We start from the raw sequence: 26,407 nt of genomic DNA, 5'->3' as shown, positions 1-26,407 counted from the left end.
TTGTTCTCCAACGGATCAATCTCTATGTCAGCGGTACAGGGTCATTGGCGCGAAGTATCCGAGCAAAGTTTGCCGGCGGCAACTTATTTAAATTCAGCGTCCGGCACTTCCAGTCGAGTGCTGATCATTGTCGAACGCAAGGAAGACTGGGCTTCGTACTTCCCCAGCGAGGACATCATCACGGCGCAGGAATACCTCGAGCAAACCCGAGACAGCGAGCCAGGCAAGCGTGTGCAGGTAATCAATCTGTGCCGCAGCTACAAGTATCTCGGCCATGGCTATTACTGCTCGCTGCTGGCCGAAGCCCGGGGGCACAAAGTGATTCCGTCGGTTCGCACGATCAGCGAACTGACCAAAAAATCACTCTACGGCCTGGCTCTGGACGACCTCGATAAAACCCTGGAAAAAGCCCTCAGCCATCATCTCTACAGCGATACCGAAGGTTTCACCCTGACGCTGTATTTTGGCAAAACGCATATCGAGCCGTTACAGGATCTGGCTCGACAATTGTTTGAAGTGTTTCCCTGTCCGATTCTGTTAGTTGAGTTTCGTCGAACTAACGGCTGGCACATCGAGGGCATAAAGTCCGGCACTTTGCATAAGTTGCGCGACGACCAGGAAGATCAATTCGCCAATGCGCTTGATGGCTTCAGCCGCAAAGTCTGGCGGGTGCCTCGCTCCAAGCAAGTGGCGCGGTATGACCTGGCGATCTTGCACGATCCGCAAGAAGCGTTGCCGCCATCAAACAGCAAGGCGCTTGCGAACTTTGTTCGGGTCGGCAAGACCATGGGCATCGACGTCGAACTGATCGAGCGCAAGGATTACGCGCGACTCGCCGAGTACGACGGCTTGCTGATTCGCGAAACCACCAGCGTCGACAACCATACCTACCGTTTCGCCAAGAAGGCCGAAAGCGAGGGGCTGGTGGTGATGGACGATCCGGCCTCGATTCTGCGCTGCACCAACAAGGTCTACCTCACCGACCTGCTCAACAGCCATCAACTGGGCATGCCCGCGACGGAGATTCTGTACAAGGAGCGACCCGAAGATTTCGAGCGGGTAGGGGAACGCCTTGGTTTTCCGTTGGTGTTGAAGATCCCCGACGGCTGTTTCTCGCGGGGTGTGATCAAGGTCGAAAGCCAGCAGGCGCTGCTCGAAGCCACGGCCGAGCTGTTCGAACATTCGGTGCTGTTGCTGGCCCAGGAGTTTTTCTACACCGAGTACGACTGGCGCATTGGCGTGCTCAACCGCAAACCGATTTTCGCGTGTCAGTACTTCATGTCCAAGGGCCACTGGCAAATCTACAACCACAAGGCCAAGGGCCAGGACATCAACGGCGAATGCCGGACAATGGCGGTCCACGAGGCTCCCCGCGCCGTGGTGGAGCTGGCGGTGAAAACGGCCAACCTGATCGGCGACGGCCTCTATGGCGTGGACCTGAAACAGGCCGGCGACAAGGTGGTGGTGATCGAAGTCAACGACAACCCGAACATGGACGCCGGTATCGAAGACGCTTATTTGCAGGACGATTTGTATTCACTGGTGCTGGAAGAGTTTGTGCGGCGGCTGGAGCTCAAACGTCGCGGCCAGGCCTGGTGAAGCGCCGATGATCAACAGTTTTGCATTGAGCCATGGTGCTTTGCAGCGGGTCGAACGACTGGACGCCGAGGTGATGCTGTTCAGCGATCCCGACGCCGCCGAGCGTGACCTGCTGCACAGTCATTTCAAAGTCGATGAACACGCACTGGCCTCGGCACTCGATCCGGACGAAGTGTCGCGAATCGAGTTTCACCCCGATCACTTGTTCCTGATCTGGAAGCGCCCGGAAAACTATTCCGGTGGCGGCAGCCTTGCGTTTGAGGTGTCTTCGTGCGGTTTGCTGTTCTCGCCCGGGCAGTTGCTGGTGATCGCCACCGACGACACGCCGCTGCACGGCCTCGGCACTCGCCAGCCGTTAAACACGCCGCTGGATGTTCTGCTCGACCTGCTGTTCAACAACATCCATCACTACCTCGGGCACTTGAAGGTGATCAAACTGGTCGCCCGCGAGTTGCAGCAAAAATTCAACGCCTCGATGCAGAACCAGCATCTGGTGCAGATGTTCAACCTCAGCGAAAGCCTGATCTATTACATCAACGCCCTGCACAGCAACGGCGCGGTGCTCACGCGGCTGCGCAACCACGCCGAAAAACTGCATTTCAACAGTGAAGCGATCGGCCTGATCGACGACCTGATCATCGAAAACAACCAGTGCTACAAACAGGCGGAGATTTATTCCACGGTGTTCTCCGGGTTGATCGACGCGCGCGGCAACCTGATGAACAACAGCATGAACAACCTGTTGCGCAAACTGACGTTGATCAACGTGGTGTTTTTGCCGTTGAACCTGATTGCGAGCATTGGCGGGATGTCGGAGTTCAGCATGATGACCGCGGGAACACCGTGGTGGGTGTCGTATCCGCTGTTTTTGGCGGCGATGTTGCTAGGAGCGGGAGGGATGTTGTTTGGGCTACGGCGTTTGGCCAGTTGATCGTTGGTAATCCCTGTAGGAGCTGCCGAAGGCTGCGATCTTTTGATTTTCAAGATCAAAAGATCGCAGCCTTCGGCAGCTCCTACACGGTTTATGTATTTCTCACAGTCCCGCATTTGGCCGAACCGCCACCGTGATGCCTTGTTATAGTTCGGGCCTCATTTTCAGCCCGGTAAAGGATCACTGCCATGTCTCAATACACCGCCTTCAGCGTCGAACTGGCCGACAATATCGCCCATGTGCAGATCAATCGTCCGGAAAAGATCAACTCGATGAACGCCGCGTTCTGGAGCGAGATCGTCGAGATTTTCCAGTGGGTCGACGACACCGACGAAGTGCGCGTGGTGGTGCTCAGCGGCAACGGTAAACACTTTTCCTCCGGCATCGACCTGATGATGCTCGCCGGCGTCGCCAATGAACTGGGCAAGGATGTCGGCCGCAACGCGCGCCTGCTGCGCAAAAAGATCCTGACCCTGCAAGCCTCGTTCAACGCCGTCGACAATTGCCGCAAACCGGTGCTTGCGGCGATTCAGGGTTACTGCCTGGGCGGCGCCATCGATCTGATCGCCGCCTGCGATATGCGTTACGCAGCTGAAGACGCGCAATTCTCGATCAAGGAAATCGATATCGGCATGGCCGCCGATGTTGGCACTTTGCAACGGTTGCCACGGATCATCGGGGACGGCATGCTGCGTGAACTGGCTTACACCGGTCGCCACTTTGGCGCTGAAGAAGCGCGCAGCATCGGTCTGGTCAATCGCGTTTACAGTGACAACGACGCGCTGCTCGAAGGCGTGCTGGACATCGCTCGCGACATCGCGTCCAAGTCGCCCATCGCAATTGCCGGCACCAAGGAAATGATCAGCTACATGCGCGACCATCGCATCGACGACGGCCTCGAATACGTTGCCACCTGGAACGCCGCCATGTTGCAATCCACCGACTTGCGCGTGGCCATGGCCGCCCATATGAGCAAACAGAAACCCGAATTTGTGGATTGAGAACCATGACATCTCGCTGGACCACTGCAGTACTGGACACCGATCAACCCGGCGGCTTGGCCGTGGCGCGTAGCCCCGAAGGCTTTCTGTTCGACGACAACGGCGCGCTGTTCCCGCGGGAGTGGCTCAAGCGCCAGGACTTGTCGGTGCTGGCCGAGCATGGCATCGGCCACCTCGATGGCGAGCCGGTGTACCTGCTGGAGTTGCGCAGTGCCAGCGAGGTCATGGGTTGCAGCTGGAAAGGCCTGCGGGCGTTCATGCTCGACGGCGATCACACGATCTACAAAGTGCTGGGTTATGCCGCGCAGATCGGCACTTGGGCCCGTGAACACCGCTTCTGTGGCAATTGCGGGCAAGCCATGACGCAAGTGCCGCGCGAGCGGGCGATGTATTGCCAGCCCTGTGATCTGCGCAGTTATCCGCGGATTTCGCCGAGCATGATCGTGCTGATCACCCGGGGCGACGAGATTCTGCTGGCACGCTCACCGCGGTTTGTCAGTGGGGTCTACAGCACGCTGGCCGGTTTCGCCGAACCGGGCGAGTCGGCGGAGGAATGCCTGATTCGCGAGGTGCGCGAAGAAGTGCAGATCGAAGTGAAGAACATCCAGTATCTGGGCAGCCAGTGCTGGCCGTTCCCGCACTCGATGATGCTGGGTTTTCACGCTGAATACGCGGGCGGCGAGATTGTCTGTCAGGAAGACGAGATTGAAGACGCCCAGTGGTTCAACGTGCACGATCTGCCGCCGTTGCCGGCATCAAAATCAATTGCCCGTTACCTGATCGACGTCTATGTGGCGCGGCGCTTAGGCCACGCTGAACCAGTGTTGCCAGGCTAGGCGCACGGTCAAGCCCAGCACCACGGTGATGAACACCGGACGAATGAACTTGGCGCCACCGCTGATTGCGGTGCGCGCGCCAAAGAAAGCACCAACCATCACCGACAGGCCCATGCTCAGGCCGATGATCCAGTCAACTTGCCCGGAAAATATGAACACCGACAGCGCCGCAATGTTGCTGACGAAGTTCATGCTGCGCGCCACGCCGCTGGCCTTGACCAGGTCGATCGGGTACAGCAGCAGGCTGCTGACGGTCCAGAACGCGCCCGTGCCGGGACCGGCCACACCGTCGTAGAAACCGAGGCTGAAGCCTTGGGTCGATTGCCATTTCTTCTTGATCGGTGCGTCGCTGTCCAGCGGCGCTTTTGGCGTGCCGCCGAACAGCAGATACAGGCCGCAGGCAAAGACGATCACCGGGAGCATTTTGTTCAGCCATTCCGCCGGCAGGTAATGGGCGACGACGGCGCCGGTCAACGCACCGACCAGGGTGCCGACAATCGCGTGCATCCACTGGCGAGGATGAAACAGCTTGCGCCGGTAGAAAGTGAAACTGGCCGTCGCCGAACCGAAGGTTGAACTCAGCTTATTGGTGCCCAGTACCAGATGCGGCGGCAGGCCAGCAGTCAGCAGCGCAGGCGTGGTCAACAGACCGCCGCCGCCAGCGATGGCATCGATGAAACCGGCAACGAAAGCGACAACGGCCAGAATGGCCAAAGTGGTGAGGTCAACGCTGAGTTCAAAAGGCATGGAGTCGACTTATTCGGCAGGGGCGCAGATCGGAGCTGCGGGGAAGGGCCGCCATGTTACCTGTATCCAAGTGTTGCGGCGAGACGACTGAAGTCTTCGCGAGCAGGTCTTAGAGTTGTTCCCAAAACCCTGTAGGAGCTTTCGAGTGCAACGAGGCAGCGATCTTTTGATCTTGAAATTCAGAATCAAAATCAAAAAATCGCAGCGTGCCGCAGCTCCTACAGGGGTGTTGTGCTTGCTAAGAGTCAGGCGTTGCGATTGGCCAACGCGCGTTCCATCCGCGCAATCCCTTCTTCCAGCAACGACCGCGGGCACCCAAAGTTCAGCCGCACGAACTGCTGATTCTGATCGCCAAAGTCCAGCCCGGCGCTCAAACCGACCTTGCCCTGTTCCAGAAAGAACTGCTGCGGGTTTTCCAGATCCAGAGCCGAACAATCGAGCCAGGCCAGATAAGTCCCCTGCGGCACATTAATGGTCACGCCCGGCAAACGGCTGCGAACCGCTTCAACCAGATAATCACGGTTGGCCTGCAGGTAGGTTTTCAACTCGGCCAGCCATGGCCCACCTTCGCTGTAAGCGACGCGGGTGGCTTCCATGCCCAGCGGATTGACGCTGTCGACCATGCCGCAACGGGCGTGGTTGACGCGTTCGCGCAGGGCGGCGTCCTGAATGATCATGAACGAGGTCTTGAGACCGGCGATGTTGTAGGCCTTGCTCGCCGACATCAGGGTGATCGTGCGCTGGGCGATTTCTGCGCTCAGCGAAGCGGTCGGAATGTGCACGCGGCCATCGAAGCACAGCTCGGCGTGGATTTCGTCGGAGATGATCCATGCGTCCTGCGCCACGCAGATGTCCGCCACCGCTTGCAGCTCATCGCGGCCGAACACTTTGCCGATCGGGTTGTGCGGATTGCTCAAGAGCAGCGCGCCGCCGCCGTTCAGCGAATCACGCAAAGTGTCCAGCGGCGTGGCGTAGGTGCCGTCAGCCTGCGGCACGAATTCCAGCTCAACCTTGTTCAAACCCCAATGGGCCGGCGCATGGCGCAGTGGCGGGTAGTTCGGTACTTGCACCACGACATTCTGCTGCGGCTGCACCAGCGCCTTGAGCGCCATGTTGAAACCGGATTCAACGCCCGGCAGGAAGATCAGTTCTTGCGGCTGGACTTTCCAGGCGAACTTGGTCCAGAGGTCGGCAACGATGGCTTCACGCAGGTTGTCCTGCGCGACGCTGTAACCCACCAGCGGGTGCAGCAAGCGCTGTTGCAGCGCCTCGATGACCACCGGCGGCGCGGCGAAATCCATATCAGCGACCCACATCGGCAACACGTCGGCCGAGTAGCGGCTCCACTTGGTGCTGCCCGTCTTGTGGCGGTCGAATACCTGATCAAAATCGAAAGTCATGCGCGGTCTCGTGAAGGCGGGTGAGTTCTGCCGGACATGATAAACCTTGAACCCCTGTAGGAGCTGCCGAAGGCTGCGATCTTTTGATTTTGTTTTTAAAAACCGGATCAAAAGATCGCAGCCTTCGGCAGCTCCTACACAGACTCGGTTGCGCCCCGACAAACGGCCGACGGTCGGTTTTCACACAGTCTGTGTGGTCATTGTCTACAGTGAAAAGGCTGGCACCCGTTGCCGCAACCGTGATTGTCCAGATAAAGCCCGGCATCAGTACCGGGTTCCACCTGATCAGGAGTGCACGATGGATCTCAGCCGTCGTCAGTTCTTCAAGGTCGCCGGTATCGGCCTTGCAGGCTCAAGCCTGGGCGCGTTGGGCATGGCCCCGACGATTGCCTTCGCCGAGCAGGTGCGTCACTTCAAGCTTGCCCACACCCATGAAACCCGCAACACCTGCCCGTATTGCTCGGTCGGTTGCGGCTTGATCATGTACAGCCAGGGCGATGCCGGGAAGAATGTCGCGCAAAATATCATCCACATCGAGGGCGACGCCGACCACCCGGTCAACCGCGGCACCCTCTGTCCAAAAGGCGCGGGCCTGCTGGACTTCATTCACAGCCCGGGCCGTTTGCTGTATCCGCAGACGCGCAAACCCGGCAGCAGCGAATGGACACGGATCAGTTGGGATGAAGCGCTGGATCGCATCGTCGACCTGATGAAAACCGACCGCGACGCCAATTTCATCGAGAAAAATGCCAACGGGCAAACGGTGAATCGCTGGCTGACCACCGGTTTCCTCGCGGCCTCGGCGGCGTCCAACGAAGCGGGCTACATCACCCAGAAGGTGATTCGCAGCCTCGGTTTATTGGGGTTCGATAACCAGGCGCGTGTCTGACACGGTCCGACGGTGGCAAGTCTTGCCCCGACGTACGGCCGTGGAGCAATGACCAATACCTGGACCGATATCGCTAACGCGAATCTGATCCTGGTGATGGGCGGCAACGCAGCAGAAGCGCATCCGTGCGGCTTCAAATGGGTGACCGAAGCCAAGGCGCATAACGCCGCGCGGCTGATCGTGGTCGACCCGCGTTTTACCCGGACCGCTTCGGTGGCCGACTATTACGCGCCGATCCGCACCGGTACCGACATCGCCTTCATGGGCGGTTTGATCAACTACCTGCTGACCGAAGACAAGATCCAGCACGAATACGTGCGCAACTACACCGACGTGTCGTTCATCGTCAAAGCCGGATATGGCTTCGAGGACGGCATCTTCAGTGGCTACGACGTGGCCAAGCGCAGCTATACCGACAAATCCGGTTGGGGTTACGAAATGGGCGAGGACGGCTTCGTCCGAGTCGACCCGACCCTGCAAGACCCGCGCTGCGTCTACCAATTGATGAAACAGCATTACAGCCGCTACACCATCGACCTCGCGAGCCAGATCTGCGGGATGCCGGTCGATGCCATGCAGAAAATCTGGGACGAAATCGCCACGTGCTCGATACCGGGCAAGACCATGACGATTCTCTACGCGCTCGGCTGGACGCAGCACTCGATCGGCGCGCAGATCATCCGCAGTGCGGCGATGGTGCAACTGTTGCTGGGCAACGTCGGCATGCCGGGCGGCGGGGTGAATGCCTTGCGCGGGCACTCGAACATTCAGGGCCTGACCGACCTCGGATTGCTCTCCAATGCGCTGCCGGGCTATCTGTCGCTGGGCACCGATACCGAGCAGGATTACGCCACCTACATCCACAAACGCACGCAAGTGCCGTTGCGGCCGGGGCAACTCTCATACTGGCAGAACTACAGCAAATTCCACGTCAGCCTCATGAAGTCGTGGTACGGCGCCCACGCCACGGCCGAGAACAATTGGCTCTACGACCATTTGCCGAAACTCGACATCCCCAACTACGACGTGTTGAAGATGTTCGACCTGATGAGCCAGGGCAAGGTCAATGGCTACTTCTGCCAGGGCTTTAATCCCATCGCCGCGTTGCCCGACAAGAACCGCGTGATGGGCGCGTTGGCCAAACTCAAATGGCTGGTGGTGATGGACCCGCTGGCCACCGAGACTTCGGAGTTCTGGCACAACGTCGGGCCGTACAACGATGTGAAAACCGACGAGATCCAGACTGAAGTCATTCGCCTGCCGACAACATGTTTCGCTGAAGAGGACGGCTCGTTGGTCAACAGCAGCCGCTGGCTGCAATGGCACTGGAAGGGCGCCGATGGCCCGGGCGAAGCGCAGACCGACATCCGCATCATGAGCGAGCTGTTCCTGCGCCTGCGCAAGCGTTATCAGGCTGAGGGCGGCAAGTTTCCCGACCCACTGCTGAAACTGACGTGGCCGTACAAGATTGCCGACGAACCGTCCCCGGAAGAGTTGGCCAAAGAGATCAACGGCAGCGCCGTTACAGACTTTACCGATGCCACCGGCGCCACGGTCAAGGCTGGCACGCAACTGGCCGGGTTCGGTTTGCTCAAGGACGACGGTAGCACCGCGTCCGGTTGCTGGATCTTCGCCGGCAGCTGGACCGAGGCCGGTAATCAGATGGCGCGGCGCGACAATGCCGATCCATATGGCATGCATCAACACCAGGGATGGGCGTGGGCCTGGCCGGCCAATCGGCGGATTCTCTACAACCGCGCTTCCGCAGACGTTGCGGGCAAACCGTGGGACCCGAAAAAGCGTCTGGTCTGGTGGAACGGCAAAGTCTGGACCGGCACCGATGTGCCGGACTACAAGGCCGACGTGCCGCCGGAAGCCGGGATGAATCCGTTCATCATGAACCCGGAAGGCGTGGCGCGGTTCTTCGCCGTCGACAAGATGAATGAAGGGCCATTCCCCGAGCACTACGAGCCGTTCGAAACCCCCATCGGCATCAACCCGCTGCACCCGCAAAACAAGCAGGCCACCAGCAACCCGGCAGCGCGGATCTTCGATTCGGTCTGGGAAACCCTCGGCGAAGCCAAGGACTTCCCGTACGCCGGCACCAGCTATCGCCTGACCGAGCATTTCCACTTCTGGAGCAAGCACTGCAAGTTGAACGCGATTGCCCAGCCTGAACAATTCGTCGAAATCGGCGAAGTGCTGGCGAAAGAGAAGGGCATCGCGGCCGGTGATCGGGTGCGGGTCAGTTGCAAACGCGGGTTCATTGAGGCGGTCGCGGTGGTGACCAAAAGGATCCGGCCGTTGCAGGTCAACGGCCAGGTGGTGCATCAGATCGGCATCCCGTTGCACTGGGGTTTTACCGGCCTGACGCGTCACGGTTATCTGACCAACACCCTGGTGCCGTTCCTCGGCGATGGCAACACACAGACCCCGGAATCCAAGTCATTCCTGGTCAACGTGGAGAAACTGTAAATGGCCAGCCAAGACATCATTGCCCGCTCGGCCACCACCACGATGCCGCCCTCGGTGCGAAATCAGGAGGCGGTGGCCAAGCTGATCGACACCACCAAATGCATCGGTTGCAAGGCCTGCCAGGTCGCCTGTTCGGAATGGAACGAACTGCGCGACGAGGTCGGCCATAACCACGGCACTTACGACAATCCGCAGGACCTGAGCGCAGAGTCCTGGACGCTGATGCGCTTCACCGAGCATGAAACCGACGCCGGTAATCTCGAATGGCTGATCCGCAAGGACGGCTGCATGCACTGCGCCGAGCCGGGGTGCCTGGCGGCATGTCCGAGCCCCGGCGCGATCATCAAGCACGCCAACGGCATCGTCGACTTCGATCAGGATCACTGCATCGGTTGCGGTTATTGCATCACCGGGTGCCCGTTCAACATTCCGCGTATCTCGCAAAAAGATCACAAGGCGTACAAGTGCACCCTGTGTTCGGATCGAGTCGCGGTGGGGCTGGAGCCGGCCTGCGTGAAAACCTGCCCGACCGGCGCCATCGTCTTCGGCACCAAGGAAGACATGAAGGAACACGCCGCCGAACGTATCGTCGACCTGAAAAGCCGTGGCTTTGAAAATGCCGGTTTGTATGATCCGGTCGGGGTCGGCGGCACTCACGTCATGTACGTGCTGCACCACGCCGACACGCCGAGGATTTACGCCGGTCTGCCCGACGCGCCGGCCATCAGTCCGCTGGTGGGTTTGTGGAAAGGCATCAGCAAACCGCTGGGGTTGCTGGCAATGGGCGCGGCGGTGCTGGCCGGGTTCTTCCACTACGTGCGCATCGGCCCGAACCGGGTTGAAGAGGATGAGCATCCGACAGCTCCCGACACCTCGGTGCATGTCGTTGATCCGGCGGTGCACACCTTCGACCCACGCGGGGAGGACCGGCCATGAGCAACAAGACGATCCTGCGTTACACCGCCAACCAGCGCACCAATCACTGGCTGGTGGCGATTCTGTTTTTCATGGCCGGGCTGTCGGGGCTGGCGCTGTTTCATCCATCGATGTTCTGGCTGACGCATCTGTTCGGCGGTGGGCCTTGGACGCGGATTCTGCATCCGTACATGGGTGTGGCGATGTTCGTGTTGTTTCTCGGGCTGGTGTTCAATTTCTGGCGTGCCAACTTCTTTATCGCCAACGACCGGCAGTGGCTGCGGCGCATTGATCGGGTCATGGTCAACGACGAAGAATCCGTGCCACCGGTTGGCAAGTACAACGCCGGGCAAAAGCTGCTGTTCTGGACTTTACTGCTGTGCATGCTTGCGTTGCTGTTCACCGGGTTGGTGATCTGGCGCGCTTGGTTCAGCGCGTTTTTTGGCATCACCCTGATTCGCTGGTCGATGCTGCTGCATGCACTGGCCGGGTTTGTGCTGATCCTCAGCATCATCATTCACATCTACGCCGGGCTGTGGATCAAGGGCTCGGTCGACGCGATGCTGCATGGTTGGGTCAGCCGCGCCTGGGCGAAGAAACACCATGCACTGTGGTATCGCGACATCACCCGCGATGAGCGTCAACCGGACGTGCCTGAGCGACCGATCACCAAAAAGGGCTGACTTTTGCCAAGCATTCTTGAACCCGGAGAAATCGAAGCGGCGGCCAGTTCGCCGCCGTTTCTGCACCTGCCACCGCACAACCTTTTCACCCTGCGCGCCGAACGTCTGGAGCGACTGGCCGAGGGGCATCCGTTGGCCGAGTATCTGCGCTTGATCGCCGGTTTGTGCCGAGCTCAGCAGCAAGTGCTGGATGATCCGCCGTCGACCGAACCGGTTGATCAGCAGCGTCTTGCGCTGTGTCAGCAACACGGTTTGCCACCGTTCGGCGCCGATACCTTGATCCGCGAAGATGACTGGCAAGCCTGGCTGGAGGCTTTGTTGCAGCGTTACACAGCACCCGAGCAACCCGCTGTGATCGACGCGATCGCCACATTGCGCAGCGCCGATTCTGGGCAATTGCGCAGTTGGGGGGTGGCGCTGGTCAGCGGCCAATATTCCATGGTGCCGGCGCAACTGGTGCCGTTTTTGGGCGCGGCGTTGCAAGCGGCGTGGAGCCACTGGCTGCTCAGCGCACCCAACCTGCAACTTAAACCCGGCGACAGCCTCAGCCAATGCCCGGCCTGTGGTTCACCGGCCATGATCGGCGTCATTCGCCATCGCAGTAAACACAACGGCTTGCGCTATCTGGTGTGTTCGCTGTGCGCCTGTGAATGGCACGTGGTGCGGGTCAAATGCGTGTATTGCGAGTCAAGCAAAGGCCTCGACTACCTGAGTTTTGAGGACGATCGCCACGCCGCCAATCAGGCGCCGCTGCGTGCCGAAGTCTGTCCGGGCTGCAACAGTTATCTGAAATTGCTCTATCTGGAGAACGATGCCGACGCCGAGGCCTTGTCGGCGGACCTCAGCAGTCTGCTGCTGGACATGCGTCTGGCGCAGGACGGCTATCAGCGCCTGGCACCCAATCTGTTGCTGGCGCCGGGAGACGAATGACCGCAGCGTCTACACTCGCCGGACAGTCTTTTGTTTCGGGAGTGGCAGATGTCTGCAAGTGTTGCCCTGCGATTACCTTCCATTGATGGTTTGTTGCGTCACCCGGCGTGTCTGCTGCTGGCCGAGCGTTATGGGCGTGAGGCGTTGCTGGCGAGTTTGCGGCTGCTGCTGGATGAATTGCGTTCGAGTGTGTTGAACGGGCAGTTGTCCGCTGTTGAAATCAGTCCTGAAGTGCTCGCCGGGCGGGTCGGCGAACGTCTTGCACAGCAACAACGCAGCCAGATCCGGCGGGTGTTCAATCTGACCGGCACGGTGTTGCACACCAATCTCGGCCGGGCACTATTGCCTGAAGAAGCGATTGAAGCGGTGCAAATGGCAGCGCGTTATCCGCTCAATCTGGAATTCGATCTGGCCAGCGGTAAACGCGGCGATCGTGATGATCTGATCGAAGGTCTGATCCGCGAACTGACCGGCGCCGAAGCCGTCACCGTGGTCAACAACAATGCCGCTGCGGTGCTGCTGACGCTCAACAGTCTAGGTGCGCGCAAGGAAGGCATTATCTCTCGCGGCGAGTTGATCGAGATCGGCGGCGCGTTTCGCATCCCCGACATCATGGCCCGCGCCGGCGTGCGTTTGCATGAGGTCGGCACCACCAATCGCACCCATGCTCGCGACTATGAAGCAGCGATCAGCCCGCGCAGTGGTTTGATCATGCGTGTGCATGCGAGCAATTACAGCATTGAGGGTTTTACGGCGCGGGTGGCGACCGCCGAGTTGGCCGAGTTGGCGCATCGTCACGGGCTGCCGTTGTTGGAGGATCTGGGCAGCGGCAGTCTGCTGGATTTGACGCGCTGGGGTTTGCCGGCGGAACCGACGGTGCGACAAGCGCTGCTCGATGGCGCCGATATCGTCACCTTCAGCGGCGACAAGTTGCTCGGCGGCCCGCAGGCCGGATTGATCGTCGGCAGCAAAGCGCTGATCGCGAAGATCAAGAAGAACCCGCTGAAGCGCGCATTGCGTGTCGACAAGCTGACCTTGGCGGCGCTGGAAGCAGTGCTCGGTCTGTATCGCGATCCGGATCGACTGGCCGAGCGATTGCCGAGTCTGCGCCTGCTGACCCGTGCGCAATCCGACATTTTTGCGCAGGCGTCACGATTGCAACCGGCCATGGCTGACGCTTTGGGCGAGGTCTGGAGTGTTGCTGCCGTGCATTCACTGGGCATGATCGGCAGCGGCAGCCAACCGGTGGCGCGCTTGCCCAGTGCGGCGCTGTGTTTGCGTCCGCAAGTGTCCAGGCGATTACGCGGCCGTCATCTGCTTAACCTTGAAGCCGCGCTGCGTGCCTTGCCGATCCCGGTGCTCGGGCGCATTGACGACGACGCGTTGTGGCTGGACTTGCGCCAACTCGACGACGAACCTGCGTGGCTGGCGCAGTTGCCGCAATTGCAGGTCGCGCAATGATTGTCGGCACAGCGGGGCACATCGACCACGGCAAGACGTCGTTGCTGCAAGCGCTGACCGGGCAAACCGGCGACCGCCGCCCGCAGGAACGCGAGCGCGGCATGACCATCGACCTTGGTTATCTGTATGCCGAACTGGAGCCGGGTGCCGGGCTGACCGGTTTTATCGATGTGCCCGGCCATGAAAAATTCACCCACAACATGCTCGCCGGTGCGCAGGGCATCGATCTGGTGTTGTTGGTAATCGCGGCGGATGACGGCGTGATGCCGCAAACCCGCGAACATCTGGCGATTGTCCAGTTGCTCGGCATTCCCCGCGCAGTGGTGGCGATCACCAAGTGCGACCGGGTCGAGGCGGGCAGGGTGGAGGAAGTGCAACGCCAGACACTGGACTTGCTGGAGGCCGGGCCGTTCGCCGAGGCGCCGATTTTGGCCGTGTCGAGCGTAAGCGGGCGGGGCATTGATGAGTTGCGACAGATCTTGTTGCAGAGCCAACGCGAAGTGCTGGAGCGCAGTCGAGAAGGAGGTTTTCGTCTGGCCATCGACCGCGCTTTCAGCGTTGCCGGCGCGGGGATTGTGGTCACCGGTACGGCGCTGTCGGGCTTGGTCGCGGTGGCGGACAAACTGGTTTTGGGTCCCGCCGGCAAAGCGGTCAGGGTTCGTGGTTTGCACGCGCAGAATCAGCCTGCCGAACATGCGTTTGCCGGGCAGCGGGTGGCATTGAATATCAGCGGCGATCGCTTGGCACTGGAACAAATCCATCGCGGCCAATGGCTGCTGAGCGAGTGGCTGTACGCACCGACGCAACGGGTCGATATCGATTTTCAACTGTTGCCCGGCGAACGCCCCTTCGAGCACTTCCACCCGGTGCACCTGCACCTTGGCACACAAGACGTGATCGCCCGCGTCGCCTTGCTCGAAGGCCCGCGCCTGAACCCTGGCGAACGCATGTTCGCGCAATTGCTGATCAACGCGCCGGTGCACGCGGTGCAGGGTGATCGGTTGATCCTGCGTGATCAAAGTGCGCAACGCACCCTCGGCGGCGGCCGGGTGCTCGACCCGTTCGCCCCGGCCCGACAGCGTCGCAGCCCCGAAAGACTGGCGCAACTTGAAGCCTTGGCGCGCAGTGAGCGTTTTGAGCAGGTGCTGCCGGTGTTGCTCAATCACAGTACCAGCGGTCTCGATCCACAGCGGCTGGAACGCCAGTTCAATCGTCCCCGCGAAGGCTGGTCGTTGCCGCAGAACGTTCGGTTGATCGATACGCGTCAGGGGTCGGTGCTGTTCAACGTGCAGCGTTGGGGCCAGTTGAAATTCACGCTGCTGGAACAACTGACGAAGTTTCATGAACTGGAGCCCGATCAGATGGGCCCGGATCGGGATCGTCTGCGGCGTTTCAGCGGGTTGGCGCTGGAGCGTTCTATCTTCGTCAGTCTGTTGGAGGAATTGCTCGGTGCCGGTTCGATCAACGCCAGCGGGCCGTGGCTGCACCTGCCGGATCATCAGGTGCGCTTGAATGCCGAAGACGAAACCCTGTGGCAACTACTGCAACCGCTGTTCGAACTGGCCGGATTTGATCCGCCGTGGGTGCGCGACATCGCCAAAGCCGTTGAGCAGGACGACGCCGTCGTCCGCTTGCTGCTGCGCAAACTCGCGCGCCTTGGCCTGATGCATCAAGTGGTGCGCGACCTTTTTATCAGCGACGCGATGCTGCGGCAAATGGTGGCCGTGTTGCTGGAACTGGCCAAGGAAAATCCGCAGATCCAGGTGACAACCTTCCGCGATGCGCTAGGCTTGGGACGCAAACGTTCAATTCAATACCTCGAATACTTCGACCGCCTCGGCCTGACCCGGCGCAGCGGCGAATCACGCCAAATCCGTTACGACAACGCGCTGGCCACCGCTGACGCGCACTGAGTTCAAGGAAGGCAATCGCGCCCGGTGGCGCGGCCGGGCTTCAAACCCGGTTGGGGACGGCATCCGTTCCCGGGCAGGTTCGACTCCGGCTGCCTTCCGCCATTTCAAGAAACGATCCCCTTGAGATCTCTGCTGGTCATTCATGTGCAGGGCGGCCATCAGCTCGCGGGTGGCATTTAAGATTGTTCTTATTCTCGCCTTTGGGTTTAGTGGTTTGAATGCTCGGTCAAGTGACCTGTTCAAGGCTCACGAGCGGCTACGATCGAGGATTTTTTATGAAGTTATGGATTGCGCTTTTGGCGTCTTTTGTCGTTCCGAATGCATGGGGGCATTGCGGTTTTTCTTTGAACGACGAGTTAAGGAAAGTTAGAAATTATGGCGCTCACGGGCCAAGCTCAAAATTTATTAATACACCTAGAGATGCTACCGGTTTGCCGGTTATTTATACTGAATCGTTGCCAGTCATGGGCAGCAAGATGATAATTACGTGCCCGTTCACAGGGAGCTTGGGCCTGAAATTAAATTCTGCGATTGGTACGCAGCCTAACTTCAGTACTTCGCTTTTCCGATTGAAAGATACCGGTATTGCACTTCAGTTTTCTCTTGATAGCAAGAGTATCGCATTGGTCCCACTTCAGTTCAGCGATATATCTATCGGGCTACGCACAGAGACCCTTACGAGCGACCCCCAATTGCGTGTTATACAAACCGGGCCGATCAAGGAAGGGGCTGTGATCCCGGCGGGAGTGCTCGCCTCATTGGTATCCAGTGACGACCAAACGTTTGCAACGTTCAATTTGTCGAACCCTGTCTATATTGTCGCAGGAGCCTGCAAGACACCTAATGTCAGTGTCGATATGACGCGGGACAACAAAACCAGTTCATTCAAGAAAATAGGGAGCAAGACCAATCCTGTTGCATTCAATATTCAATTGGTCGAATGCCCCAACTTTCTGAAATCAGTCAAGTATTCAATAAAGGCGAACACGAAAGTCATTGACGCGAATAAGGGCGTTGTTTCACTGGATGCATCTTCTACCGCGAAAGGTATAGGGCTGCAGGTATCACGGGGGGATGATCAGCCAGTGGTGATTGGAAAAGAATACAACTTTGCTGGATATGATCGCGCGGGAGGCGATTTCAATATCCCTTTCAGTGCATCGTACATTCAAACCGATGCATCAATAGAGGCAGGAATCGCTGACACTTCTCTGACGTTCATCATGAGTTATCAATGAGTATTTGAAACTTACGCAAGACACCGAAAAATCACTAGACTCTTGCTTCTCAATTGCAGGAGCCTGGGTTTATTCTTTTTCGAGGGTAGGCGAAGGGTTGCATTGCAGTAGCCCGATTTTTTCTCGTCTGGTTTCATGCAGAGGTATCATTAATCATTGCGGCAAAGTTACAGGTAGTTTATCAGGAACATCATTTCAGAGTTCGCGATTCCTGCCTTGATGGGGCCGGTTCCCAGATTTATATATTTAGCGGAAAGCGTTTGGATAAAGGTACCCTGGCTATCTCTTGAGGATAAAGGATAGTCCTTGTCGAAAGTGATGGCCTTACCCGAATCGTCAGTGATTTGTATGCCGATATTTTTTGCATTAGAAGCTTTATTCAATGAAATAACTCCGTTGGACCCATCTATCACCTGAGTGAGAGGTTTCAGGCTAAAGGTCAGTCCTTTGGTGCTTTTTGGGCATTCGGTAATCGAGACGGAGAAGCTTTTCGATAGGTCTTCGTCACTCGAATCATAAACTTCATGAATATAACGGTTGCCCATCTCGACCACTACTGGTTGCACTTGGCAAGCGCGCTCATAAAATCCGCTATCGCTGTTGGTTCTGAATATATATGAAGCTATGCCCCCGTCACTTTGCGTAGCGATCTGTCCACTGGCCAACACGTAAGTTGTGTCGATTTTTCCGGTTTTAACGATTCTCAGGGTAAAACGTGTGTGGGTGTAACCCCACATGCCTTCGCCATTGGACGTGGTGCCGTAGGATGTCAATAGATTACCGTCCGAACCTTCGATGCTAAAAGAAAGTCCGGTGGTACCCACTCGAAATAGACTTTCGCCTGCAGCCGGATTGGTGTATCGGGAAATGACTCCTGAAGGGCTATTGCCGCTGCATATGACGACTGGGTAACGGCTCACTGAAGCAGATGTGGTAAACAATACGGTATTCATAGGAAGACCGGGTTCGATAGCTTGCCAACCTCCACGTCCTGCGAATGTTACAAGCGCAGGGCCCGTACCTTCCTTGAGTCGACAGTTGGCATTAGAGGTATTCCAGAAAAATAATGCAGCCAGCGGAATGAATAAAATAATTATTTTTTTAAGGGGCATGCTAAATCCTTTAGGTTAGTTGATGTCCACTGAGAGAGGCTCTCGCCGGGGTTGTGATACCTGAGGGTTTTTTTTAGTGGTGCTGGCTGACGGAGTACGCTAATTCTCAGGCAGACAAACTAGTTGGTAGGTCTCGTAGTTTCGGTTTTTATCCTGCGCTGGTAATACATAAGGCGCCTGGCATTGTTTTTCGCCCCATTTGATATTGATCACGCCTTGCTCTTTCTCCATCAATGCCAACGCTTTCCCACTTGGATCACTGAGCGACAGCTGTTTACCTTCGCTGTCCTCAAGTATTGCGCCAAACGGTAACGGCTGTTTCTGCGCGTCAAACAGTTCAAATTGCACGCGCCGGCCGGTCTTGCCGGCATAACGTGCCTTGACCACCGCACCACGGCGCGGCACGCGTTGTTGGCTGGCGTTGTCGATTTCGAGATCGGCACCGAGGTCGCGGGTGTCCAGGGTGATCCAGTTGACCCGATAGGGTTGCGCACTGGGGATCACCGCATAGCCATTTCGGCCGGTGGTCACACCGCTGTAACTGCTGATTTTGGCGTCCTTGACCCCCGGCACCTCAACCAAGGCGAAGGTTTCGCCCAATGTCTGACCAAGGTTAATGCCGCCGGCATGGGCCACGACCGATCCTGACGCGTTGAGGTTTTGTGATTTGTAACCACGGCCCTCGCTATAGCCCAGGCTCAAGTCGCCCACTGATGTGCGGGTGTTGAGATTGAACGAACCTGAATTTCCGCCACTGGAGCTATTCCCGGCCTGTACGGAGTAGAAGGTATCACCGGTTTCCGAGACATAACCGTTGATACCGGCCTGCGTGCTGCTGTTGTTTTTCTGACGGGTAGTGGTCATGAAAGCGCGGGGCGCGCGAATTTTTCTACCAAGAGGAAAGGAGATCGACAGGCTCATTTGGGTGTCATTGCTGGTCGAACCGTAATAGCCCTGATCCTGGGTATGCGTGACGCCGAAGTTGTAATTCAGGTCGCCCCAGTTATTGCTGTAGCCCGCAGAAAAGCTTCGCGAACCGCCACGATTCCAATAGCGTTGATCACTCGCCGTCAGATAGAGATTACCTAGCTGTTGATCCCGGCCAAGGCTCTGGTTGATGGTCAAGTCGGTGCGGGTTTTCGAGCTGCCGCTGTTGCGAGTGCCGTCATCACTGATGGCCTGCACGTGTTCGGTCAGGGTACGGAAACCCTCGGTGGAATAGCGGTAGGCCGCCAGGGTGAAGCTGGTGTTGGTGCCCGTGAACGTTTTCGCATAGAGGGCACGCACGCTGTCACCTTGGGTGGTTACGCCGCCAACCTCGCTGGTGGAGTGGGTCATATCCAGCGAAACCGCGCCCAATGAGGTGTTTTTGCCCATACCCAATCCCAGCGCTTTGTAGCCATCACTGACCTGAACACCGGCTATGCCGGTCAAATTGCTGGTGAGGCCGTACGCCAGTGTGCCACTGACCAGTTGCGGGTTTTTCTCCCCCTCGGCGTGGCTGCTGTATTCACCGGCCGAGACGCTGTACTTCAATTGACCTTCACGCACCATGATCGGTAGCGCGGAGAACGCCTGGCGGGTGACGTGACGTGTACCGTCAGCTTCGATGACGGTGATTTCCAGATCACCGTTGGAGCCGCTGGGATAAATATCGCTGATCTCGAACGGCCCCGGCGGCACGTTACTGGTGTAAAGGATGTAGTCGTTCTGGCGGATTTCCACCTTCGCACTCGTCTGCGCTACACCCCGAATCACGGGGGCATATCCGCGTTCGCTGTCAGCACGCATGCCTTCGTCTGACGCCAGTTTCAGGCCGCGATAGCGCACGCTGTCGAACAGATCCGGATCAGAAAAGATATCGCCCGCGCTGAACTGGCCCTTGATCGCGGTGACGTCATGCTGCAGGTAGGTGCGATTGCTGGTGAAAGTATTCGGGCGTCCGGTGCCGGTGCTGAAGTTGGATTCATTGCGCAGGCGCCAGCCAGCGAGGTTGATGCCGTTGCGCAGCCCCAGGTTGTTGGAAATCTTGACGCCGTAATCGCCAGCATTGCGATTGGTGTTGAGTTGGTAGTTGATGAACGCCGCCGACACGCCTTCGTCCCACAACTCGGGAGCGACATAGCCGCGAAGGCCTTTCTCCATCGACATCTGCGGCACGCTGACGGCCAGGCGCAGGTGACTCGCGTCGTAACGCACGCTGGCCTGATCAATCATGCCGGGCAAGTCATAGCAGGCTTGCGGGTCGTCCGGGTTAAACGTGCCCTGCGCCTGAAGTTTATTCAGATCGATGCCCAGTTGTTTGAGCAGATCAAACGTCAGGCACGGTTCAACCCGACCATTGATCGCGTTGCGCATAAAATCGATATCGCGCCGACCGACCAGCACTTCATTGCTGTAAAGATCGACTCGATAATTGCCAGGCAGCACGCTGTCGGCTGCCAATAGCAGCTTGAGGTCGACGTTGGACTGCGCACCTTGCAGGAACGTGGTGTTGTAATCGTCCAGTTGCAAATCTTCATCTGCACCCAGCACGAGAGTGGGCAGGCCAATGAAAATGGCCAATGCCAGCGCATTGAATGCTGTCGAATCAAATGCCTTGAGAGCATATGAATTGCACGCGCGCTTCCCTGAACAACATCCGGTTTTGTTTAGAGTGGAAAATGGCATGCAATAAAACCTGTATCGGCGCCTGCAACTCAATCGCTGGCCGAGCGCGAGCGAGCACCTGGTTTGAAGGTGCTTGCGCAAGGACTTGTTACTTGGATTCAGTCGGTTCGGCTTTGACGGCTTGGCCGTTGATCAGCGACGCCTGGTAATGACTCATCGCCCCGTAGTCATTGATGCTGGAAAACGTCAGGCTCACCGGGGGACTGCCGGATGGGAAGCGGCTCAGCGAAAACCTGGCTTCTGTTCCCGGCGCGACCATCTTCGAGTCCAATGGAAGTTCACTTCCTTTCGAATCGCGAAGTGTCAGATCGGCCATTGATACGTGGTACGCGCTGGGGTTTTTTACAATAAGAACGGCATTGCCGTTTTCTTGTGTGACTTGCCACTGCAATTGGGTCGGCGCCAGGATCGGGTCGCCGGGCAGGCCTGGGGGGCGAAAAAAAACCTTGATCCGTTGGCGCACGGCCAATTGCAAGGTATTGGCAGTTTTGGACGTTTGCGGGATCTCTTGGACATTAAGCCAGACCACCGATTCTTTATCGGTTGGCATGCCTTGGCCTTCGTAAAGAATGCGAAGGAGTTGTTGTTCTTTGGCAAATACACGGGCCAATGGCGGTGTGACTGCGAACGGAGTCGCTTTATCACTGGTGTCTTCCCGGTCGATCCAGGATTGAATGAGTGCGTCCTGGTTGCCGTTGCGCACGGTGATGTTGGCTTCTTTATGAGCCCCATCAAACACCACACGCGTGGCACTCAAGGAAATACTACCCAGTGCCTGCGCACTCACCAACAGTGCCAGGAGAACGAAAATGAATTGACGCAACATAGTGATTACCGCTGTTTCAAGATAAAAGGCGAGGCCGAGGCCTCGCACGAATTCAGGCAGGCGCCAAGAACTTAGTTGTATTCGAGAATGAAGGGCAGGGTGGCATCGCCACGACCGGCAGTAGCGCTGCCTTCCACGCCTGTGGTGACGTAGGCGGCAGAAAAGCTCAGTGTGCTGTCGCCACCGAATTCGCCAGCACCATGCATGCCGGCTTCGATACGAGCATCGTCTCTGTTGCTCAGGTTGATTTGCACGCCGTTACTGTCCAGCAACGCGATACCGACGTTGGTTGCCGTGCCGTTGCCAGGGGTCAGTGCCAGCAATTTTTTGTCGTCAGGGACAAAACCGGAGCCGCCGCTGCTCGGATCGAAGATCATCGCGACTTTGGTGCCTTTGTTGCAGTTGACGTTGAGGTTGAAGTGGTTACCGGCGACACGCCCGCCAGCCGGGTTAGCAGCAGTGCCCATGTCTTTGATCGAAACATCGCCCATATTGACAGCGATCACTCGATTGGCATCGCTGCCGTCGACGGAGCAGGCATCGTTGTTGATTACGCCAGTAAAGCTGATTTGGCCGCTGCCACCCTCTGTTGATTTTACTGGATCTTCTGCGAGCGCGTTGCACGAAGCACCCAATACTGCGCAAGCAAGAAGAGCAAGGGAGAACTTTTTCATCATGATGTCCATTTATATGAAAGTGAAATGTGCTGAATGAAATTGCATGAGCAAGATAGTCAGCGAGCACTTTCGAGGACATCAGACGAATCTTAATAGTCGCGGCCGTTTAATCCCTTTTAGTTAAAAACGTTGAGTGCGTGACAATAAGCCAACAAGTCCTGATCGCTTGAAACTTCGAGTTTGCGCATGGCCGATATCTTCTGCGCGCTGACTGTTTTGGTACTGCGGTTTTGAGTGCGGGCGATATCACTGACGCTTTTTCCAGACACAAACAACCGAAGAATCTCGAACTCCTTTGGCGACAGCATTGAAAAACGCTGTTGGATATCGGCGTGGGACTTGATGACAGATTGCGCTGCGGGTTGCTGGCTGAGGTATTGGCCTTTGCGGGCAATGGTTTCGAGGGCCAATTGAATCTCATTGTGCAATTGACTCTTTTGAATCACGCCGGCCACACCCAACTCATGCAAGCGCGTGAGTATCAGTTGATTGGACAGCATGGTCAGTACCAGCACCTGTACTGCTGGGAAGTGTCGCTGTAGATATTCGACCAGCTTCAGGCCATCGCCATAGGGCGAGTCGGCGGGCATGTTGTAGTCGGTGATGACGATGTCTACCGAATGGAGGTTGAGCAGGTCGATCAATCCTTGTGAGCAGACAGCTTCGCCTACCACGCAAAAGCGACCATCGCGCTCGACCAGTTCGCGCACTCCGAGCAGGACAATCGGGTGATCGTCAGCAATGACTACGTTCAACTTTTTCATGAAAACCAACCCGTGGACGCGTGTATCGATGAGTGAACTGCATGTAAGTCGTTCAAGGGGAAACCTTGTCGAGCAGGTTCTGGATGCGCCGCACCATTTGCCGGACATCAGCCAGCAATGTCGCGGTGACTGCGCCTGATGACAGTCGGCACTCCAACTCAGTGCAAGCATGAGCCAACTCGCCTGCCTGTACGGCGCCCATGGCACCTGCAATGCTGTGAAGCCTTTGTGCCACAGCCAGCATGTCAAGGCTGTCCAGGGCTGAGTTGAGTCGTGCCAGGTCCTCGCGCATTGTCACGGAAAAGATGTTGCGCATTCGCGGCGAAAGCACCACGTTGTCATCAAAAGATTCGGGGTGAACAGAAGTCGAGACTTCACTGACTGACACGGCTTCAACCGGTAACGAGCAAAATCCAAGCAATTGTTCGCGTAATGTTTTGAGGCTCAATGGTTTTACTATCCAGGCATTCATCCCGACCTCAAGGCAGCGGGTGCCTTCTTCACGCATTGCATTAGCCGTGACGCCAATAATGGGAGTGCGCAAGTCCAGTTCCCGCAGTGCCTTGGCCAGTTCATAACCGTTCATCACGGGCATGTTGACGTCAGTCAACACCAGATCGAAAGCCTGCTCGCGCCACTGCTCCAACGCTTGCTCGCCATTGGCCGCAACGCAGACGCTACAGCCCAGTGCTTCCAGTTGTTCTTTGATGATCGCCTGGTTGATCGGATTGTCCTCGGCGACCAGAATCCGCAACTCAAGCGGTGTTTGGGCAGGGCGTGCCAGTTCGGTCGCGTCTACCACCTTGCCTTTTTGCACCAGACTGACCGCCCGGGCGATCGCTCGGATGTCGTACAAATCGACATCTGGCGTATCTGCAATCGTTTCAGGCTGATTGAGTCCATTTATCCGGCAGACAATCCGCGAGCCCTGCCAGGCCGCGACGTTGTCGGATGGAAGAATGTCAACCAGGACCGCGCCAGGCTCAACAGTCAGGTTATCGCTGAGTGGGCGGGCCATCAGTCCGAAACGATTGAGCCAAGCGCAGACATTCTCTGCCAGTTCCGGCACTGGGGCGCGAACGAGGACAGTCGCCGGGCTTGGCGTGATGTCCATACAATCGGTCAATTCGCCGGGCAGTCCCTTGAGCCTCAGGTCCAGCGAAAAACTGCTACCAAGCCCCGGCTCACTGATGACGGTCAACTCGCCATTCATCATTGCGCAAAGCCTTTGACAGATCGCCAGCCCCAAACCGGCCCCGGCCTCGCTGGAGGCGTCGCGTACTTGAAAGAACGGCGTGAACAACTGAGTTTGTTGTGCCTGAGCGATACCTATTCCGGAGTCGCTTACTTGCCATTGCACCGAAACTTGATCCAGGTCGCTGGCCAGCACCCGAGTACGCAGGACAACCCGGCCTGAGTCGGTGAATTTGATCGCGTTGCTCACCAGATTGTTGAGGATCTGACGGATGCGCACCGGGTCACCCTGCAACCGATTGGGCAGGGCGGGGTCGGTGCACGCACAGAGCAGCAGCCCCTTGCGCTGGGCGAATGCGGCATACGTATGCAGCGTGTCCTCGATCAGTTGCAGGGGGCAAAAACCGATGGACTCGATCAGCATTTGTCCGGATTCGATCTTGGAAACGTCCAGCACATCGCTGATCAACTGAAACAATGTGGTCGATGAGCGTTGAATGGTCTGTAGATAGTCCTCTTGACGTGCGCTCAGGCTGGTCATGCCAAGTAACTCAAGCGTGCCCAGAACGCCGTAGAGCGGGGTGCGGATTTCGTGGCTCATTGTCGCCAGGAACCGGGTCTTGGCCTGGTTCGCCAAATCGGCCGTTCGCCGAGCCTTTTCCAGGGCCAAGGCATCCTGGACGTGGCGCGTGATGTCATTGAACGCGCAAAGTAGTACGTCCTGCCCTTGATAACGGGTCGAAATAAAGCCGACATGTAAGTGCCGGCCTTCGATGTCCAGGCGCGTTTCACCGACATCGGCCAGATCGTGATGGCGGTCCAGCACCGCTACCAGTTTTGCGGTGCCTTGCCACTGCTGGGCACGCTGGTTTTCCAGCAGCACTTTGAAATCGGTGCGCCGCACCACACACAATCCGGTGGGGGCGGTATCGATCACCGCACGGCTGAACGCTTCGCTTTCGGCGATGCTTTGATGCGCTTTTTCGGCTGGCTGAACGACGCGAATCCTGTACCAGCGACTGATCATCCAACTGATACCCGCCCCGCCCAGTAACAACATCAGCAGGCCAACCAACGGCCACATCAGTTGCCCGAAGTAACTCTTGAAGCTGATGGTATAAATGGCTGTCCAGGGTTGCTCCGTTTTAGCCACGACCTTGAACACCATGCCATTGCGATTGATGTTCAGACCTTCATGCAGTGTTCGATCGGAATTGATGGAACCGATGACCGCACGACCGTCGGGGGTTATCAACGTGAAACTGTCGTAAATCGACCATTCCATGATGCGTTCAACATCATTGACCTGGTTCATGTTCAATAGCGACGCCACCACGCTCGACTCACTGGTCCCATTGATTTTCCGTTCGTTGGGATCAAGCTGAATATTGATATAGGCGAGCATTTCGGTTGAGCGCGGGTAATCGTCGGGCACGTTGTAGGCTTCCCAGTGCACCCGACCATCGGCGAGTCCGTTGTTCTTCACTTTGAGGTGTCGGGCCACGCGCGCGACGATCGTATTAAGCGGTTCCTCACTTTCTTTTGTGCCGGCGTGCAGAACGCCGTTGGATGGAACGGTGATGTCGAAGTTGTCATTGTCGTTGTACAAGAAGATTTGCGGCGATTGATAGTGCGACGTCGACCAAAAGGCGCTGTAAAGACTCGAAAGGTGGACGCCGAGGGTGAACACTTTAGGCAGTTCACTTTCCTTGAGTTTTTGATGGTTGAAACTCAGGCCGAAAGGAACGGAATAGGGGAACTCATAACCTTCGTAAATATTCGGGCCTTCGGTTGGCAGCTGTCTGGCGCTATAACGCGCATTCAAACCCTTGTAGAACATTTCCCCTCTTACACTTTGCTGCGCTACTTCACGCAGAAACGCTTCATGCCGCTGCACATTCTCCATCAAGCGAGCAAAGTGAAATCGCACGGTGTCGTTTTGCTCCCTGAGCAAACGCTGGAAAGCCCAATAGCTGAATCCCACCAACAGGATGGCAATGCCCAACAACACCAGCAGCACTTTGTTCAGGCGCATGGAGCTTCGGGAAAGGTTTTCAAGCAAGGAGGGATTGTGTTTCATGTTCGGTCATTTCCAAAGGGCATGCAGGTGCCTCGTTGAAGGGCATCTTGTCTCTAAGCTCCTTTT

19 protein-coding genes and 1 tRNA gene are annotated in these 26,407 nt (G+C 57.3%); 12 read left to right on the top strand and 8 right to left on the bottom strand.

Going from position 1 to position 26,407, the window contains the following annotated elements:
- Window positions 1-24: 24 nt before the first annotated feature.
- The 4 genes from ICA16_RS04840 to nudC all read left to right on the top strand — a co-directional run bounded on the left by ICA16_RS04840 (window position 25) and on the right by nudC (window position 4,367).
- Complete coding sequence (locus tag ICA16_RS04840) at window positions 25-1,599, top strand: RimK family protein (RefSeq protein ID WP_228734128.1); 1,575 nt, start codon at window positions 25-27, stop codon at window positions 1,597-1,599.
- A gap of 7 nt (window positions 1,600-1,606) precedes the next feature.
- Complete coding sequence (locus ICA16_RS04835) at window positions 1,607-2,530, top strand: magnesium transporter CorA family protein (RefSeq protein ID WP_210554727.1); 924 nt, start codon at window positions 1,607-1,609, stop codon at window positions 2,528-2,530.
- 188 nt (window positions 2,531-2,718) lie between these two features.
- Complete coding sequence (locus ICA16_RS04830) at window positions 2,719-3,531, top strand: crotonase/enoyl-CoA hydratase family protein (RefSeq protein WP_210700080.1); 813 nt, start codon at window positions 2,719-2,721, stop codon at window positions 3,529-3,531.
- A 5-nt stretch (window positions 3,532-3,536) separates the two neighbouring features.
- The gene (nudC, locus tag ICA16_RS04825) at window positions 3,537-4,367 is read left to right on the top strand and encodes an NAD(+) diphosphatase (protein ID WP_150603426.1); all 831 of its coding nucleotides are present in this window, start codon (window positions 3,537-3,539) and stop codon (window positions 4,365-4,367) included.
- On the opposite strand, the gene ICA16_RS04820 is transcribed toward nudC, so the two are convergent.
- Entirely contained in the window at window positions 4,335-5,114 is a 780-nt protein-coding gene (locus ICA16_RS04820) for a TSUP family transporter (protein WP_150615690.1), read from the bottom strand. The two genes, nudC and ICA16_RS04820, sit on opposite strands and share 33 nt — an antisense overlap.
- Window positions 5,115-5,359: 245 nt before the next feature.
- The gene (locus ICA16_RS04815; RefSeq protein WP_210700079.1) at window positions 5,360-6,514 is read right to left on the bottom strand and encodes a MalY/PatB family protein; all 1,155 of its coding nucleotides are present in this window, start codon (window positions 6,512-6,514) and stop codon (window positions 5,360-5,362) included.
- 298 nt (window positions 6,515-6,812) lie between these two features.
- On the opposite strand from ICA16_RS04815, the gene fdnG reads away from it, so the two are divergent.
- The 8 genes from fdnG (at window position 6,813) to ICA16_RS04775 (ending at window position 17,018) form a co-directional block, all read left to right on the top strand.
- A complete protein-coding gene (gene fdnG / locus ICA16_RS04810) occupies window positions 6,813-9,878 on the top strand; it encodes a formate dehydrogenase-N subunit alpha (protein ID WP_210700078.1) in 3,066 nt (1,021 codons plus the stop codon).
- Window positions 9,879-10,814, top strand: a complete 936-nt coding sequence (fdxH, locus tag ICA16_RS04805) for a formate dehydrogenase subunit beta (RefSeq protein WP_210700077.1) — start codon at window positions 9,879-9,881, stop codon at window positions 10,812-10,814. It begins immediately after the preceding gene.
- Window positions 10,811-11,476, top strand: coding sequence for a formate dehydrogenase subunit gamma (locus ICA16_RS04800; RefSeq protein ID WP_210554731.1), 666 nt, complete (start codon window positions 10,811-10,813; stop codon window positions 11,474-11,476). Before fdxH ends, ICA16_RS04800 begins: the two co-directional genes overlap by 4 nt.
- Window positions 11,477-11,479: 3 nt before the next feature.
- Window positions 11,480-12,406, top strand: a complete 927-nt coding sequence (gene fdhE / locus ICA16_RS04795) for a formate dehydrogenase accessory protein FdhE (protein WP_210700076.1) — start codon at window positions 11,480-11,482, stop codon at window positions 12,404-12,406.
- Between the two features lie 48 nt (window positions 12,407-12,454).
- Window positions 12,455-13,867, top strand: coding sequence for an L-seryl-tRNA(Sec) selenium transferase (gene selA / locus ICA16_RS04790; protein ID WP_210700075.1), 1,413 nt, complete (start codon window positions 12,455-12,457; stop codon window positions 13,865-13,867).
- Window positions 13,864-15,780, top strand: coding sequence for a selenocysteine-specific translation elongation factor (gene selB, locus ICA16_RS04785; RefSeq protein WP_210700074.1), 1,917 nt, complete (start codon window positions 13,864-13,866; stop codon window positions 15,778-15,780). Before selA ends, selB begins: the two co-directional genes overlap by 4 nt.
- Before the next feature lie 6 nt (window positions 15,781-15,786).
- Window positions 15,787-15,882 (top strand) — tRNA-Sec (locus ICA16_RS04780).
- Window positions 15,883-16,055: 173 nt separating this feature from the next.
- Window positions 16,056-17,018, top strand: a complete 963-nt coding sequence (locus tag ICA16_RS04775; RefSeq protein WP_191626451.1) for a fimbrial protein — start codon at window positions 16,056-16,058, stop codon at window positions 17,016-17,018.
- A gap of 167 nt (window positions 17,019-17,185) precedes the next feature.
- On the opposite strand, the gene ICA16_RS04770 is transcribed toward ICA16_RS04775, so the two are convergent.
- From ICA16_RS04770 to ICA16_RS04745, 6 genes are all read right to left on the bottom strand, one after another.
- A complete protein-coding gene (locus ICA16_RS04770) occupies window positions 17,186-18,130 on the bottom strand; it encodes a fimbrial protein (RefSeq protein WP_150603435.1) in 945 nt (314 codons plus the stop codon).
- A 99-nt stretch (window positions 18,131-18,229) separates the two neighbouring features.
- Complete coding sequence (locus tag ICA16_RS04765; protein WP_228734127.1) at window positions 18,230-20,695, bottom strand: fimbria/pilus outer membrane usher protein; 2,466 nt, start codon at window positions 20,693-20,695, stop codon at window positions 18,230-18,232.
- A gap of 193 nt (window positions 20,696-20,888) precedes the next feature.
- Complete coding sequence (locus ICA16_RS04760; RefSeq protein ID WP_210700072.1) at window positions 20,889-21,626, bottom strand: fimbrial biogenesis chaperone; 738 nt, start codon at window positions 21,624-21,626, stop codon at window positions 20,889-20,891.
- Window positions 21,627-21,697: 71 nt separating this feature from the next.
- Entirely contained in the window at window positions 21,698-22,300 is a 603-nt protein-coding gene (locus ICA16_RS04755; RefSeq protein WP_210700071.1) for a fimbrial protein, read from the bottom strand.
- A 119-nt stretch (window positions 22,301-22,419) separates the two neighbouring features.
- Complete coding sequence (locus ICA16_RS04750; RefSeq protein ID WP_210700070.1) at window positions 22,420-23,067, bottom strand: response regulator; 648 nt, start codon at window positions 23,065-23,067, stop codon at window positions 22,420-22,422.
- 52 nt (window positions 23,068-23,119) lie between these two features.
- Window positions 23,120-26,341, bottom strand: coding sequence for a hybrid sensor histidine kinase/response regulator (locus tag ICA16_RS04745; protein ID WP_210700069.1), 3,222 nt, complete (start codon window positions 26,339-26,341; stop codon window positions 23,120-23,122).
- Window positions 26,342-26,407 lie beyond the last annotated feature (66 nt).

It is taken from the genome of Pseudomonas anatoliensis (genome assembly GCF_017976235.1).
Classification (GTDB): Bacteria; Pseudomonadota; Gammaproteobacteria; order Pseudomonadales; family Pseudomonadaceae; genus Aquipseudomonas; species Aquipseudomonas anatoliensis.
Note: the sequence above shows the minus strand (reverse complement) of the source record. Positions and strands in the feature narration are given on the sequence as shown.

Excerpts from the sequence above, each read along its gene's own strand:
- ICA16_RS04750 (WP_210700070.1), bottom strand. The coding sequence starts at position 23,067 with ATGAAAAAGTTGAACGTAGTCATTGCTGACGATCACCCGATTGTCCTG.
- ICA16_RS04800 (WP_210554731.1), top strand. The coding sequence starts at position 10,811 with ATGAGCAACAAGACGATCCTGCGTTACACCGCCAACCAGCGCACCAAT.
- selA (WP_210700075.1), top strand. The coding sequence starts at position 12,455 with ATGTCTGCAAGTGTTGCCCTGCGATTACCTTCCATTGATGGTTTGTTG.
- ICA16_RS04775 (WP_191626451.1), top strand. The coding sequence starts at position 16,056 with ATGAAGTTATGGATTGCGCTTTTGGCGTCTTTTGTCGTTCCGAATGCA.
- ICA16_RS04835 (WP_210554727.1), top strand. The coding sequence starts at position 1,607 with ATGATCAACAGTTTTGCATTGAGCCATGGTGCTTTGCAGCGGGTCGAA.
- ICA16_RS04830 (WP_210700080.1), top strand. The coding sequence starts at position 2,719 with ATGTCTCAATACACCGCCTTCAGCGTCGAACTGGCCGACAATATCGCC.
- ICA16_RS04840 (WP_228734128.1), top strand. The coding sequence starts at position 25 with ATGTCAGCGGTACAGGGTCATTGGCGCGAAGTATCCGAGCAAAGTTTG.
- ICA16_RS04820 (WP_150615690.1), bottom strand. The coding sequence starts at position 5,114 with ATGCCTTTTGAACTCAGCGTTGACCTCACCACTTTGGCCATTCTGGCC.
- nudC (WP_150603426.1), top strand. The coding sequence starts at position 3,537 with ATGACATCTCGCTGGACCACTGCAGTACTGGACACCGATCAACCCGGC.
- ICA16_RS04745 (WP_210700069.1), bottom strand. The coding sequence starts at position 26,341 with ATGAAACACAATCCCTCCTTGCTTGAAAACCTTTCCCGAAGCTCCATG.
- fdxH (WP_210700077.1), top strand. The coding sequence starts at position 9,879 with ATGGCCAGCCAAGACATCATTGCCCGCTCGGCCACCACCACGATGCCG.
- ICA16_RS04770 (WP_150603435.1), bottom strand. The coding sequence starts at position 18,130 with ATGCCCCTTAAAAAAATAATTATTTTATTCATTCCGCTGGCTGCATTA.
- ICA16_RS04755 (WP_210700071.1), bottom strand. The coding sequence starts at position 22,300 with ATGAAAAAGTTCTCCCTTGCTCTTCTTGCTTGCGCAGTATTGGGTGCT.
- ICA16_RS04815 (WP_210700079.1), bottom strand. The coding sequence starts at position 6,514 with ATGACTTTCGATTTTGATCAGGTATTCGACCGCCACAAGACGGGCAGC.
- ICA16_RS04760 (WP_210700072.1), bottom strand. The coding sequence starts at position 21,626 with ATGTTGCGTCAATTCATTTTCGTTCTCCTGGCACTGTTGGTGAGTGCG.
- selB (WP_210700074.1), top strand. The coding sequence starts at position 13,864 with ATGATTGTCGGCACAGCGGGGCACATCGACCACGGCAAGACGTCGTTG.